This window comes from Rhizobium sp. HT1-10 (assembly GCF_049472505.1).
In the GTDB taxonomy this organism is placed as follows: Bacteria; Pseudomonadota; Alphaproteobacteria; order Rhizobiales; family Rhizobiaceae; genus Rhizobium.
The window spans coordinates 139,173-152,502 of the sequence record NZ_JBCEBQ010000010.1; the positions used below are offsets into that span (position 1 = coordinate 139,173).

The 13,330-nt window shown below is 61.9% G+C and carries 10 protein-coding genes; 5 read left to right on the forward strand and 5 right to left on the reverse strand.

The window, feature by feature from the left end:
- Positions 1–144 precede the first annotated feature (144 nt).
- From rsgA to fdhA, 4 genes are all read right to left on the reverse strand, one after another.
- Positions 145–1,185 carry a ribosome small subunit-dependent GTPase A gene (gene rsgA, locus VH564_RS21670; protein WP_423341998.1) on the reverse strand — a complete coding sequence of 347 codons (1,041 nt, stop codon included), beginning with the start codon at positions 1,183–1,185 and terminating at the stop codon, positions 145–147.
- 98 nt (positions 1,186–1,283) lie between these two features.
- The gene (locus VH564_RS21675; protein WP_423341923.1) at positions 1,284–1,946 is read right to left on the reverse strand and encodes a DUF2161 domain-containing phosphodiesterase; all 663 of its coding nucleotides are present in this window, start codon (positions 1,944–1,946) and stop codon (positions 1,284–1,286) included.
- A gap of 96 nt (positions 1,947–2,042) precedes the next feature.
- Positions 2,043–3,671, reverse strand: a complete 1,629-nt coding sequence (locus VH564_RS21680; protein WP_423341924.1) for a Na+/H+ antiporter — start codon at positions 3,669–3,671, stop codon at positions 2,043–2,045.
- Positions 3,672–3,855: 184 nt separating this feature from the next.
- The gene (gene fdhA / locus VH564_RS21685; RefSeq protein WP_423341925.1) at positions 3,856–5,040 is read right to left on the reverse strand and encodes a formaldehyde dehydrogenase, glutathione-independent; all 1,185 of its coding nucleotides are present in this window, start codon (positions 5,038–5,040) and stop codon (positions 3,856–3,858) included.
- 341 nt (positions 5,041–5,381) lie between these two features.
- Between fdhA and VH564_RS21690 the strand changes: the two genes are divergently transcribed.
- Together VH564_RS21690 and VH564_RS21695 are read left to right on the forward strand one after the other, a co-directional pair.
- Positions 5,382–6,563, forward strand: a complete 1,182-nt coding sequence (locus tag VH564_RS21690) for an acetate/propionate family kinase (protein ID WP_423341926.1) — start codon at positions 5,382–5,384, stop codon at positions 6,561–6,563.
- A 132-nt stretch (positions 6,564–6,695) separates the two neighbouring features.
- A complete protein-coding gene (locus VH564_RS21695; protein WP_423341927.1) occupies positions 6,696–9,068 on the forward strand; it encodes a phosphoketolase family protein in 2,373 nt (790 codons plus the stop codon).
- 59 nt (positions 9,069–9,127) lie between these two features.
- Here the strand turns inward: VH564_RS21695 and VH564_RS21700 are convergent, their stop codons facing one another.
- Positions 9,128–9,859, reverse strand: a complete 732-nt coding sequence (locus VH564_RS21700) for a response regulator (protein ID WP_423341928.1) — start codon at positions 9,857–9,859, stop codon at positions 9,128–9,130.
- A 135-nt stretch (positions 9,860–9,994) separates the two neighbouring features.
- Here VH564_RS21700 and VH564_RS21705 point away from each other — a divergent pair, with 135 nt between their 5' ends.
- The 3 genes from VH564_RS21705 (at position 9,995) to VH564_RS21715 (ending at position 13,311) form a co-directional block, all read left to right on the forward strand.
- Entirely contained in the window at positions 9,995–10,735 is a 741-nt protein-coding gene (locus tag VH564_RS21705) for a helix-turn-helix domain-containing protein (RefSeq protein WP_423341929.1), read from the forward strand.
- A gap of 19 nt (positions 10,736–10,754) precedes the next feature.
- The gene (locus VH564_RS21710) at positions 10,755–12,668 is read left to right on the forward strand and encodes a PAS domain S-box protein (RefSeq protein WP_423341930.1); all 1,914 of its coding nucleotides are present in this window, start codon (positions 10,755–10,757) and stop codon (positions 12,666–12,668) included.
- A gap of 88 nt (positions 12,669–12,756) precedes the next feature.
- On the forward strand, positions 12,757–13,311 hold the full coding sequence (locus VH564_RS21715; protein WP_423341931.1) for a hypothetical protein: 555 nt from the start codon (positions 12,757–12,759) through the stop codon (positions 13,309–13,311).
- The last annotated feature ends 19 nt before the right edge of the window (positions 13,312–13,330 follow it).

Below are 13,330 nucleotides of genomic sequence, written 5' to 3' on the forward strand. Positions count from 1 at the left end.
GATGTTGGTATAGATCACGTAGAGCGCCGCTAGAGGGCATCCTGCTCCGACTTTTGCAAGATTGGCAGCAAGATGAGTGCCGGCTATGGCTTCCGAGCGAGCATGATGTCGTCGATGTCGATGAAACAACCGCGCGGCGCGAACCTAGTACTTCTTCTTGCGCCCGGCCGGCTGCTTGTTGCCGCGCGGTCCGGTCTGGACGGGCGTGTTCTGGACGTTCTCCTCGGACAGCTTGCGCCAGCGGTCGAGACGGTCGGCCGACAGGGTGCCGTCCTTGACGGCCTTCTGGACTGCGCAGCCCGGCTCATGGGCATGGGTGCAGTCGCGGAAGCGGCAGAAGGGTGCAAGATCGGTGATCTCGGCAAACAATGTCTCGATGCCGAAGGAGGCGTCGCTGACATAGAGGGTGCGCATGCCCGGGGTGTCGATTACCCAGCCGCCGCCGGCAATCGCATGCAGGGAGCGGGCCGTGGTTGTGTGGCGCCCCTTGGAGTCATGCTCGCGTATGCCGCCGGTTTCCTGGACATTTTCGCGGTCCGGTCCAGCCAGCGTGTTGACAAGGGTAGACTTGCCGACGCCTGACGATCCGACGAGCGCAACCGTGCGACCGGCGCCGCACCAGGGTGCAAGGGCGCCGACGGCATCGGGGGAACGGCCGTTCAGGACCACGACAGCCAGATCGCGCTGCAACGCCATCGCCTGTTGCTCGTAGGTTTTTGCGTCGTCGACCGTGTCTGCCTTGGTCAGTACGATCACCGGCTCGGTGCCCGCCTGATTGGCAAGCGCCAGATAGCGTTCCAGCCGCGAGGGATTGAAGTCGGCGTTGCAGGAGGTGACGATGAACAGCGTGTCGACATTGGCTGCGGCCAGCTGGTTGTCCTTGCCTTCGGTGCGCCGCTGCAGCAGCGCCTTGCGGTCGAGGCGCCGGATGAGCAGGTCGGTGTCGGGTTCGGCCAGCACCCAGTCGCCAACTGCAAATTCGCCGGTATTGGCGTGCGGCTGGAGGGTCAGCTGTTCCGTTCCATGTTCCGAAATGGCGGCTAGTCTTGTGCGGTGGACGCTGGAAATGCGTCGCGGTTCGAGCCCTTCATCCTCAGGCCCGAGCTGCGACTGGAAGAATTCCGACCATCCGAGCGCGGCAAGCGATGCTGGTTCCGTCACAGGCTGCCCCCAAGGGCTCGGCATTGCAGTCATCGGCCAGCTCCTTGGCGACACGGGCATTCCTGCTGATAGCAGACCTGTCAACAAAAGGGCAATCAATTTGCCGGAACGCGGCCTCTTCGTCACTCGACCACCGTGGTCTGCGGCCAGCGGAGAAGGGCCTGGCGACCAGCGTCGGTCAGGGCATAAACACCCCTTTCGACCCGCTCGAACCAGCCGTAGACATTGCCGCGAAGAATGTTGCCGGCCTCCGGCGCCATCAGTTTCATGTCCTTCGGCCTCAACGGCCCGGCCTCCAAGGCGGCGGCGATGGTCAGCGCCTGCTGGCGATAGGCGGTCATGACAGGGATCTTGGTCGAGCCGCCTAGCATCGGGTCGCCGCGCCGGCGCTGATGCTCCTTGATCAGCCGCGATCGTCGTTTCGGGTTCGTGCGCGGCATCGGCGTGACGGAGGCGACGATAACGCTGACAGCGCCGCTATCCGAGATGCCGAGCATGCCGAAACCGAGCCTGCGGCAAAGATCGCGAAAGCGCTTGTCGGATTCGCGGCCCTTGCCCCTGGCAGAGATCCGGGCAGCGATCCACACCTCGTCGCACAAGGCCGCCCGATCGACGGCTTGCAGGATCAGTTCGAGGTTGAAAGTTAGCTTCAGCTCGCAGATGACGACGACGCTCGGCTCGCCGTCGCTGATCCCGACGAGATCGCAGCCGCCGATTTCGCCCTTCACCGCGTAACCGGCGTTTTCCAGAAAGGCCTTTACCGGCAGGTATAGGGTTTTTTCCAAGCTGTGCTCAATCGTGATGATTCGTCATGGGCTCTTGTGCATCGACATCATCGGCTCTGCAACGCGCAAGACCACAAACGGGGATGCAGGCCGGCGTTAACTCAAGAATCGGGCTTCCAGCAGATCGAGCTCGAGAACGATCTTTCTTGCGGTACCGCTGCCCAGCTGACGGGCGCGGACCTTGCGAAATATCTCGTCCCGCTCGGCCCTGACGGCTGCCAGCCGCAGCTTCATCTCTATGTCGGCAATGTCCCGCGACGTCGAATTCGTCTCCTCCGTGCCTGTAAATGTTTCCAGGCGCCGACGGTAGAATTCGGTCACCCTCGCGGCCGCTTCGAGATAGAGGTCTGCGTCCTCCCGGCCTGCGGCCATATGGTGGTGAAGGGCCTCGACCGCGCCGATGGCCTTGTGGGCCGCCGCAATCCGGGCAGCGGTCTCGTCCTCCTCCTGCTTCGTCTCCCTGGGCAGCGCCAGGCCATGCAGCAGTGGCGGCAGGAAGACGGTTGCCGCGATCAGCGAAACGACGATAACGCCCATGGCGAGAAAGATTGCCAGGTCGCGGGCGGGAAAGGGGGTACCGTCGTTCAAGGCGAAGGGCAGCGTCAACACACCGGCAAGCGTCAGCGCGCCCCGCACCCCGGCTACCGAGAAGGCGGCGACGATGCGCCAGCTGGGCGAGTCATGCCGGCGCTTTTGACGCAACAGCGTCAGTTGCAACGATACCCAGACCCAGACGAATCGCAGGCATGCAAGCCCCAGATGCAGCGCCAGCACATAGGCCAGCAGCCACCAGGGATTTTCGTGCCCCGTCAGCTTCACCGTCTCATCGGCGCGCGACAGGATCGCCGGTAGCTGCTCGCCGAGCAGCACGAAGATCGTGCCGTTCGCAGCAAAGGCAATCATGTCCCAGACGGTGCTGCGGCGCATGCGGGTGACCGCTAGCGCCTGGCCGGAGCTTTCCGCGACGCTCATCGTCACACCAGCCGAAACGGCGGCAAGGATACCGGAGCAGTGCAGGCGCTCGGCCAACAAGTAGGAAGCAAAGGGAATGAGGAGGCTCACGAGAATCTGCGAGCCGCTTTCCTCGCCGAAGCGCTGCGACATCCGGCCGGTGATCCAGGTGATCGACCACGTCACGGCAATGCCGATGAGCAAGCCGCCGATGGCGACCCACAGGAAGTCCAACGTTGCCTGGTATAGCGAAAATGTGCCTGTCAGGGCGGCGGCAATGGCAAAGCGCAAGCAAACCAGACCCGATGCGTCGTTCAGCAGCGATTCGCCTTCGAGAATATGCATCATCCGCGGCGGTATCTTTACCCTCTGGGCAATGGCGGAGACGGCGATCGGATCGGTCGGTGAGACCACCGCAGCCAGCGCAAAGGCAACGGCGAGCGGCATGGCTGGGATCAGCCAATGGACGAAGAGCCCAACCCCTAGGACCGTGAAGATCACCAGCCCCAGTGCCAGTTCGATGACGATGTTGCGGTCCCGCATCAGTTCCTCGCGCGGGATTCGCCAGCCGTCGAGAAACAACAGTGGCGGCAGGAACAGCAGGAAGAAGATATCCGGCTCAAGCGTGACGCTGAGATCAGCGGACAGGCCGATCGCCCCGCCAAGGACGATCTGGATCAACGGCAACGGCAGCGATATCGGCAGAACCCGGGAAATGGCGCCGCTGACGACGATGGCCAGCAGCAGCACGAGGGCTGTGGTGATGATGTCCAAGAGGAGCGGTCCTTAGGTTCGGCGTAAGTGGTCTTATTTTGCGACCAAAGACAACGATTGTTCGCAATTTGCAATTCACTACCGCTGAAATTTAAATTCGCCCGGGCCGTACGCCGTCCACCGTCCTCGACCATTTGAGACGTGACATGCGCGGCCTTTCCGCCGCGCATGTCATATCAGCCGATTATGCGGCGAGCATGCCGTGCGGATCGAGCACGAACTTCTGGGCAGCACCCTGGTCGAAGCTCTCGTAGCCCTGCGCCGCTTCCTCGAGCGAGATGATCTTTGCGTTGACGATGTCGGCGATCGGCAGGCGGTCGTGCAGGATCGCCTGCATCAGCTGCCTGTTATACTTGATGACAGGTGTCTGGCCGGTGTGGAAGGATTGCGCCTTCGCCCAACCAAGCCCGAAGCGCATCGACAGATTGCCGAGCTTCGCCGCGCTGTCGACGGCACCCGGGTCTTCCGTCACGTAGAGCCCCGGAATGCCGATCGAGCCGGCCGCGCGGGTGATCTCCATCATCTGGTTGAGAACGATGGCCGGCTGTTCGCCACCGGCATGGCCACGCGCCTCGAAACCGACGGCATCAATCGCACTGTCGACCTCGTTGCTGCCGGTCACCTCCGCGATCATGTCGCCGAGCCGGTCGCTGGCGGACAGGTCGATCGGCTCGAAGCCGACCTTGGCGGCGTGCGCCAGACGATCCTTGTTGAAGTCGCCGATCATCACGACAGCGGCGCCGAGGATGCGGGCGGAGGCAGCTGCCGCAAGGCCGACCGGGCCGGCGCCCGCGACGTAGACGGTCGATCCCACCCCGACGCCGGCTCTTACCGCACCGTGAAATCCGGTCGGCAGGATGTCGGACAGCATGGTCAGATCGCGAATCTTGGCCATGGCCTTGTCACGGTCCGGGAATTTCAGAAGGTTGAAGTCGGCGTAGGGCACCGTGACATATTTCGCCTGGCCGCCGATCCAGCCGCCCATGTCGACATATCCATAGGCGCCACCGGCGCGAGCCGGGTTGACAGTGAGGCAGACGCCGGTGTCCTGCGCCTTGCAGCAGCGGCAACGACCGCAGGCGACGTTGAAGGGCACCGAGACGATATCGCCGATTTCCAGCATTTCGACATCGAGACCCTTCTCGATGACCTCGCCGGTGATTTCATGACCGAGCACGAGGCCCGGCAGTGCGGTGGTGCGACCGCGCACCATGTGCTGGTCGGAGCCGCAGATATTGGTCGAAACAACCTTCAGGATGACGCCGTGCTCGATCCGCCGGCCGTCTGGCGCCTCGAGTTTCGGATCGTCGATATCGCGCACCTCGACCGAGCCGGGTTTGAGATAGACGACACCTCTGTTCTTGCTCATGATGATCTCCTCCGTTGTTGCCTGATCGACTCCTCTCGATGCAGGCCATTATCGTACCGCGATTTACGCCCGTTGGGTGACCAATGTCGCGCTCGCCGTGCGATTATCTCAGATGCCCGGCGCTGGCAGTGATCGTCATGCGACGTAAGCTGTCTTCGCAAGGCGCAGATCCGGCAATTTCGCGGCTGACCGTGCAGCGACCCCGCGGCGCTGAGGGAGCGACGTCGATAAGCCGAAGCAAGTGCTCTTGCTTCACATCGCCCTTGACGGTGGATAGCGAAGACACCCATGTGTTGGCATCCGCCCTACCTGGGCCCGAACAGCATCGAGAGCATGTCGACATGACCTCACCCAGCCTCCTTCTGACCTTCAACGCCGGTTCGTCATCCGTCAAGATCGGCATTTTCGAGGTCGAAGCCCGAGCCGCGCGAATGACCGGCAAGGCCGTCATCGACCTCCGGGCCAAGCCGCTGGTCTTCACGGTCGACCAAGGCCCCAAGCCGTTCCAGGTCGGGATGAAAAGCAGCGTCACGGCCGATATGCACGATGTCATCGACGAGGCCTTTGCCATCCTTTCCGACCATTTCGACATGAACGCAGTTGCTGCCGTCGGCCATCGCGTCGTCCATGGCGGCGATCGGTTCCTGAACGTGGTGGCGCTTGACGAGGCAACGATAGAGGCGATCGATGCGCTGACGCCGCTGGCGCCGCTGCATCAGCCGGAGGCGCTGCGCTTCATCCGCGCCGTCGCGCATCTGAAGCCCGCACTTACGCAGGCGGCCTCCTTCGATACGGCCTTCCATGCAACCCAACACGACCTCGTGCGTCGCTTCGCCATTCCGCGCGCGCTGCATGATCAGGGCATCAAGCGCTACGGCTTCCATGGGCTTTCCTATCAGTTCGTGTCGTCAGAGCTTTCAAGGCGCGCGATGAAGCCGGTCGGCAAGACCGTGATCGCCCATCTCGGCAGCGGTGCCAGCCTGTGCGCGCTCGAAGACGGCGTCAGTCGCGATTGCAGTATGGGGTTTTCGACGCTCGACGGCATTCCGATGGCAACGCGGCCGGGCTGGCTGGATGTCGGTGTCGTACTGCACCTGCTCGACCAGAAAAAAATGTCCTATGCCGAGCTCGAGGACATGCTTTACCACAAATCAGGCCTTCTCGGGGTGTCTGGAAAGAGCGCAGATACGCGCGCGCTTCTGAAAGACGACAGCCCGGAAGCGGGCGAGGCCATCGATCTCTTCGTCCTCCGCATAGCCGGCGAGATCGGCCGCATGGCATCGACGCTTGGGGGCATCGACACTTTGGTGTTCACGGCCGGGATCGGCGAACATCAGCCGGAAATCCGTGAGAAAGTGCTCGAACGACTCGCCTGGCTTGGTGTCGATATCGACCCCGATGCCAACGCCGACAATGCTTTTCGGATCAGTACCGGCGAGAGTCGTGTCTCCGCCTATGTCATCGCCACCAACGAGGAACAGGTGATCGCGGACGAGGTTTTGGCAATTCTCGGTCGTTCTTGATTTAAGTCACACGGCTGCCGCGTATAGAAGGTAGTGTCCCTCCACGATGCCGGCCTTGACCGGTCGGGACGCGCGCGAGAGCGCTGTTCCGCTGGCTGCGCTGCGCCCACACTTCATCGACGAGGGACCAGAATGAACGGAAACGCAAATTCGACCGCCAAGCCACTCAGTGCTGACGAACTCCGTCGTATCAATGCCTGGTGGCGCGCTGCGAATTATCTCAATATCGGGCAGATCTATCTTTCCGCCAATCCACTGATGCGCGAAAAGTTGACGGTCGATCACGTCAAGCCGCGCCTGCTTGGTCATTGGGGAACCTCTCCAGGCCTCAATTTGATTTATGTCCACCTCAATCGCCTGATCAAGAAATACGACCTCAATACAGTCTACATGGCCGGCCCGGGCCACGGCGGCCCGGCGCTGCTTGCCAATGTCTGGCTGGAAGGCAGCTACACGGAGTTCTATCCGGAGATTACCCGTGACGAGGCCGGCATGCTGCGGCTGTTCCGGCAGTTTTCCACCCCCGGCGGCGTGCCGAGCCACGTCAGCGTGCCGACACCCGGCTCCATCCATGAGGGCGGCGAGCTCGGCTATGTGCTGGTGCATGCCTTCGGGGCGGTGATGGACAATCCTGATTTGCTGGTTGCCGCCGTTGTCGGCGACGGTGAAGCCGAGACGGGGCCGCTTGCCGGCAGCTGGAAGAGCATCGACTTCATCAACCCGACACGAGACGGCGCCGTCCTGCCGATCTTGCATCTTAACGGCTACAAGATTTCCGGCCCGACTGTCCTTGCCCGGCATAGCGACGAGGACCTGACGAAATTCTTCGAGGGCCAGGGTTACACGCCCTATTTCGTTGAGGGTGATGTGCCCGATGACGTTCATCAGGCCTTTTCCGCAACTTTGGAAAAGGCCGTCCTTGCCATTCGCGATATCCAGGCGAAAGCGCGCACGAGCGGCCTCTCCGAGCGCCCCCGCTGGCCGATGATTGTCCTGCGTACGCCGAAAGGCTGGACGGGGCCGAAGGTTGTCGATGGATTGCAGATCGAAGGCACGTTTCGCGCCCATCAGGTTCCCGTTTCCGAGGTCCTTACCAAGCCGGAGCACCTGCAGATCCTCGAAGATTGGCTTCGCAGCTACAGGCCGGAAGAACTGTTCGATGAGGGTGGCCGGTTTCGCGAGGAATTCGCCGATCTCGCTCCGGCCGGCGAACGGCGAATGGGGGCCAACCCTCACGCCAATGGTGGCGTCTTGACGGTTCCGTTGAAGTTGCCGGACTTCAACGACTACGAGGTCAAATTCGAGGCCCGGGCGCGCGACCGCATTGGCTCCACCAGCATTCTCGGCAACTACCTGCGCGAAATCTACCGCGACAATCCAGACAATTTCCGGCTGTTCTGCCCGGATGAGACAAATTCGAACAGGCTCGGCGCCATCCTCGATGTCTCCGACCGCTGCCTGGTGAGCGAGATCCTGCCCAATGACGACCACGTGTCGCATAATGGGCGGGTCATGGAGGTGCTCAGCGAACATTGCTGCCACGGCTGGCTAGAGGGCTATACGCTCACAGGCCGACATGGTCTGTTTGCGACCTACGAGGCCTTTGCCATGATCGTCGATTCCATGTCGATGCAGCATGGCAAGTGGCTGGAGCATGCAAAGCAGGTACCCTGGCGCGCCGATGTGCCTTCGCTCAACTATCTGCTGACCTCCACCTGCTGGCGCAACGACCACAATGGCTTCAGCCACCAGGGACCGGGTTTCATCGACACCGTCATCCACCGCAAGCCGACCGTCGCGCGCGTCTATCTGCCGGCCGATGCCAATTGCCTGCTGTCGATCGCCGACCATTGCCTGCGCAGCGTCAATTACCTGAACCTGATCGTCATCGACAAGCAGCCGCAATTGCAATGGCTGACGATGGAGGAGGCCAAGGTTCATTGCACAAAGGGCGCCGGCATCTGGGACATGTACAGCAATCAGCCCGGCGAGCCGGATATCGTGCTTGCCTGCGCCGGCGATATACCGACGCAAGAGACGATCGCCGCCGCCTGGATGCTTCGTCGTCACGCGCCCGATATCAAGGTGCGCGTCGTCAATGTCGTCGACCTGATGCGCATCTGCCCTTCCGATCGTCATCCGCATGGCATGACCGATGCCGACTTCATCGACATCTTCACCGAAAGCGCACAGGTCATCTTCAGCTTCCACGGCTATCCCGGCGTCATCCACGATCTCCTGCACGGGCGGGCGGCCCATGACCGCTTCCATGTCCGCGGATACCTGGAAGAAGGCACAACGACGACGCCGTTCGACATGGTGGTGCAGAACAAGATAAGCCGACTTCATCTTTGCCTGGACGTGTTGCGCTATCTGCCGGCCAGCGGCGCTACCCACAGCGATATGGCCGCCCATTGCACCGAGATGCTGGCGGAGCACCACCGCTACATCCGCGAAACGTTCGACGATCTGCCCGAGATCAAGAACTGGGTCTGGTCGGACTGAAGAGCGGCTGGGGGGGCGGCCTGCAGAGTGGACGAGAGCGAGAAGGCCTTGAAGCGGCCTTACTCGCTGCCGTTCTCCCGCCCGGCGAAGACATAACCAATCCCGCGTACCGACTTGATGATTTCGGGGTTCTTCGGATCGCGCTCGATCTTCTTCCGCAGGCGGGCGATCTGGGCGTCGATCGTACGGTCGAAAGCCTCCAGGCTGCGGCCGCGCGTCATGTCCATCAGCGTTTCACGCGCCAGCACCCGGCGTGGATTGCGGGCGAGCGCTGCCAACATGTCGAACTCGCCGGTTGTCAATTCGATGTTCGGACAATCGCCCGACGACAGCTGCCGCCGACCGATGTCCAAGGTGAATCCGTCGAAGCGGATCATTTCGCTTTGGTCGTCCGCGGGTAAGGGGGCGGGGCGCCTGCGCCTGAGGATCGTGCGGACGCGGGCCAGCACTTCGCGCAGGTGAAACGGCTTGGCGATGTAATCATCGGCACCGATTTCCAGCCCGACAATCCGATCAATGACGTCGTCGCGGCCCGTCAGCATGATGATGGGAACGTCCGACGTCGCACGGATCTCCCGTGCCAGCGTCAGTCCGTCGTCGCCGGGCAGGACGAGGTCGAGCAGGATCGCGTCGAAGCCGGCGGCGGCCATCGCCCGCCTCATCGAGGGTCCGTCGTTGGCGAGGGTGACAATATAACCCTCTTCCTCGAAATAGCGCTGCAGCATCTGGCAGATTCGCGGGTCGTCATCGACGACGAGAATGTTGGATTTGGTCGTTAAGCCGTCATTCATGGCGCTGCCGATCGTGAACCTGAAAAGGGCGCTGTTACAGTCTGTTACAATTTCGCACCGTTTAGCACAGCCGCATCGTTCCTACGTAACGCGAAGCGGGTCAATTGCTCTCACGAAATAAGAGAGGTTTGACAGATGTTTTCGACCAGTGCGACACAGCAATCGACCAACGTAGTCTGCATGAAACCGGCAGGCCTCTCCACCTTCGATTCGGGCATTCAGTGGCGCCCGCAGGAAACGCTCGAATCCGGCGATTCGCTTTTCTGGGAGGGCGAGACGGCGACCCATATCTTCGAGGTCACCGAGGGCGTGCTGCGGGTGTTCCGGATCATTGCCGACGGTCGGCGCATTATCATGGGCTTTCTCTTCGCCGGCGACATTATCGGCATCTCGTTCCGTCACCATTACCTCTACACGGTAGAAGCCGTCACCACGGCAAAGGTCCGCCGCTGTTCGCGCACCAGCTTCCAGCAGAAGCTGAATACCGACCCCGCTCTCCAGCCAAAGCTTTTCGCCAAGCTCTGCGAGGAAATGGCGGCGGCCCAGGATCATATGGTTCTGCTTGGGCGGAAGTCCGCGGAGGAACGGCTTTGCAGCTTCTTTCTGATGCTGGCCCGCAGGCAGGCGAAGGCCGCTGCCCCGCGCGTCATCCTCGATCTGCCGATGAGCCGTCAGGACATCGCCGACTTTCTGGGACTGACGATCGAGACTGTCTCGCGCAACATCACAAGGCTGACCAGCATGGGGGTCATCAGCCCGGTCGGGAGGCACAGCATCGAATTGAGAGTGAACAAGCTTGCGTTGCTTGCGGGAGATTGCGATGCAGACAATAATGACAGCACAGAAAACGGCGGACGTCGGTTGGCCCGCTGCTGATTGGTGGAACAGAGAGACTATGGACACCTTCAAGGCGCTCCAGAATGAGAGCGACTTCGGCCTTGACGAGCTCGCGCGGGTTCTCGACGGCGCAAGCATCATCGTCCACCGACTTGATGGCGTCATCATCCTTTGGACCAGCGGCTGCGAGGCGCTATACGGCTGGACGCGCGAAGAAGCGGTCGGTCGGATCGTGCATGAGCTCTTGGCGACGGAGTTCGCTGAGCCGTTGGAGACGCTGCGCAAGGATCTCCTGGAAAAGGGGGTATGGACCGGCGAGGTCCGTCACCGGCACAGGGACGGGCGGCTTCTATATATCGCCAGCCGCTGCGTCACAGTAGCGCGAGCAGACAATGGGACGGCAGTTGTCTTCCAGACCAACAACGACGTCACGGCATTGCGCCGGGCGCAGGCCGAGTTGGTGAGGCGAGAGGTTCACCTCAGGTCCATTCTCGAAACGGTGCCGGAGGCCATGATCGTCATCAACGACGAGGGCCGGATCACCTCCTTCAGCGCGGCCGCCGAACGCCTCTTCGGCTATAGTGCCGCCGAAATCTGCGGGCGAAACGTGCGTGAGCTGATGCCGCAGCCCGACCGCGACGCCCATGACAGCTATTTGTCCCATTACCTCACGACCGGGGAGCGGCGCATCATCGGCTACGGCCGTGTCGTCACCGGCCAGCGCCGTGACAAATCCACATTCCCCATGGAGCTCTCCGTTGGCGAAGCCATCTCCAATGGCGAGCGGATTTTCACCGGCTTCATTCGCGACCTGACCAGTCGGCATCGCATCGAGGAAGAGCTCCGCCAGGCGCAGAAGATGGAGGCGGTCGGTCAATTGACCGGTGGCCTCGCGCACGATTTCAACAATCTCCTGACCGTCGTCAGCGGCAATCTCGAGATGCTCGAAAACAAGCTGCGGGACGAAAGGCAGCTCTCGCTGCTGCGCGAGGCGCAGCTTGCCGCCGAGGATGGCGCCAAGCTCACGGCGCAGTTGCTCGCCTTCGGGAGACGGCAGCCGCTTCATCCGAAGGCTGCCGATGTCGGGCAGCTGGTCAACAGTTTTTCCGACCTTCTGCGGCGAACCATCGGCGAGACGATCGAGCTGCGGACCATTGTCTCCGGCTCTTCCAATCTGGCGATGGTCGACACCTCGCAGTTGCAGAACGCGCTGCTCAATCTGGCCCTCAATGCGCGGGATGCGATGACGGGTGGCGGTCGCCTGACGATCTCGATGAGCCGCATCAGGCTCGACGTCGATTATGCAACGCGCTATCCGCACGTTCGCACCGGCGATTATGTGCTTATTTCAGTCGAGGACAACGGCCAAGGCATGACCGAGGATGTGCGCCAGCATGCTTTCGAGCCGTTTTTCACGACCAAGAGCCTTGGTGCCGGCACCGGGCTTGGCCTCAGCATGGTCTATGGCTTCGCCAAGCAGTCGGGCGGACATGTGGAGCTCGAAAGCACGACGGGGGTCGGCACGATCGTGCGCATCTTCCTGCCCTTGCTTCGCGAAGCGGAGCCTCCCGCCATCCAGGTTGAGACAGTCCGCGAGGAGATTCCGCGCGGCAGCGAGTTGATCCTCGTGGCGGAGGACGATCCGCGCGTACGGCGCATCGTGGTCGCCAGGCTGGAGGATGCCGGCTACCGCGTCCTTGAGGCCACAAACGGACCCGACGCGCTGGCGATGTTCGAGCAAACCCCCGATATCGCTCTGGTTTTTACCGATATTGCGATGCCGGGTGGGCTGACCGGCGACAAGCTTGCCGAGAAGATCCGGCTGCTCCGGCCGGACGCCAAGATCCTGTTCACATCGGGCTATGCCTCGCCGGAGATTGCGGAGGGCGAAGTCGCTAACGACGCGAGCTGGCTCAAAAAGCCCTATACGGCGCGGGAGCTGGCCGTTAGGCTGCGCGAGCTTCTGGACTGATAGGAATGGATGCCGCCTGCACGCTCCGAATTGACGGAACGTTGACCCATTTGCGCTAGCTTGGACAGCGTCTAAGCTGGAGGTCGATATGACGCTGCGCCAATTCCGTTCGGTCATCCTGATAGGCTGCCTCGTCTTTCCGCGCCTCGCCTTTGCCGAAACGCAATGGATGGGGCAGATCAACCAATGGGCTGTCGGCTTCGAAAGCGGATCGGGAGAACCCTATTGTCGGCTTGTCTGGGACAGCCTGTTGGGAAGGACCGTAGAATTCCAGGCGCGGCGCGACGGGACGCGCTGGCTTGTCGCTAGGGATGGCTGGGCCATCCCACCGGGGACGGTGACGACTGTCACCATAGTCGACGGCCAGCGCAACATTGCCGCGCCGGCGATATATGCCGACCCAAAGACCCTGCAGCTGTGGAGCAAGCAGGGTCATACCAGCGATGGCCCAACCAAGCGATTGATCACCGAGGCTTTTGCGGGGCGACCCGATGTGCAATTGACCTTTTCCGGAAACGAGCCGGGCTGGACCGTCCCGATGTCGCGTGTGCAAACGCTTTATCCGGAATTTCTGCAATGCATGCAGCGTCTGAACGGCAAGAGCCTGCAGACCGCCGAAGCGGGCTCTGCCCAGCCATTCTGACGGGTCCGGCTTGTCCCGC

Bases quoted from the DNA above. Each gene is read 5' to 3' on its own strand.
- rsgA (WP_423341998.1), bottom strand. From the start codon at position 1,185: ATGCCGAGCCCTTGGGGGCAGCCTGTGACGGAACCAGCATCGCTTGCC.
- fdhA (WP_423341925.1), bottom strand. From the start codon at position 5,040: ATGAGCAAGAACAGAGGTGTCGTCTATCTCAAACCCGGCTCGGTCGAG.
- VH564_RS21690 (WP_423341926.1), top strand. From the start codon at position 5,382: ATGACCTCACCCAGCCTCCTTCTGACCTTCAACGCCGGTTCGTCATCC.
- VH564_RS21695 (WP_423341927.1), top strand. From the start codon at position 6,696: ATGAACGGAAACGCAAATTCGACCGCCAAGCCACTCAGTGCTGACGAA.
- VH564_RS21700 (WP_423341928.1), bottom strand. From the start codon at position 9,859: ATGAATGACGGCTTAACGACCAAATCCAACATTCTCGTCGTCGATGAC.
- VH564_RS21705 (WP_423341929.1), top strand. From the start codon at position 9,995: ATGTTTTCGACCAGTGCGACACAGCAATCGACCAACGTAGTCTGCATG.
- VH564_RS21710 (WP_423341930.1), top strand. From the start codon at position 10,755: ATGGACACCTTCAAGGCGCTCCAGAATGAGAGCGACTTCGGCCTTGAC.
- VH564_RS21715 (WP_423341931.1), top strand. From the start codon at position 12,757: ATGACGCTGCGCCAATTCCGTTCGGTCATCCTGATAGGCTGCCTCGTC.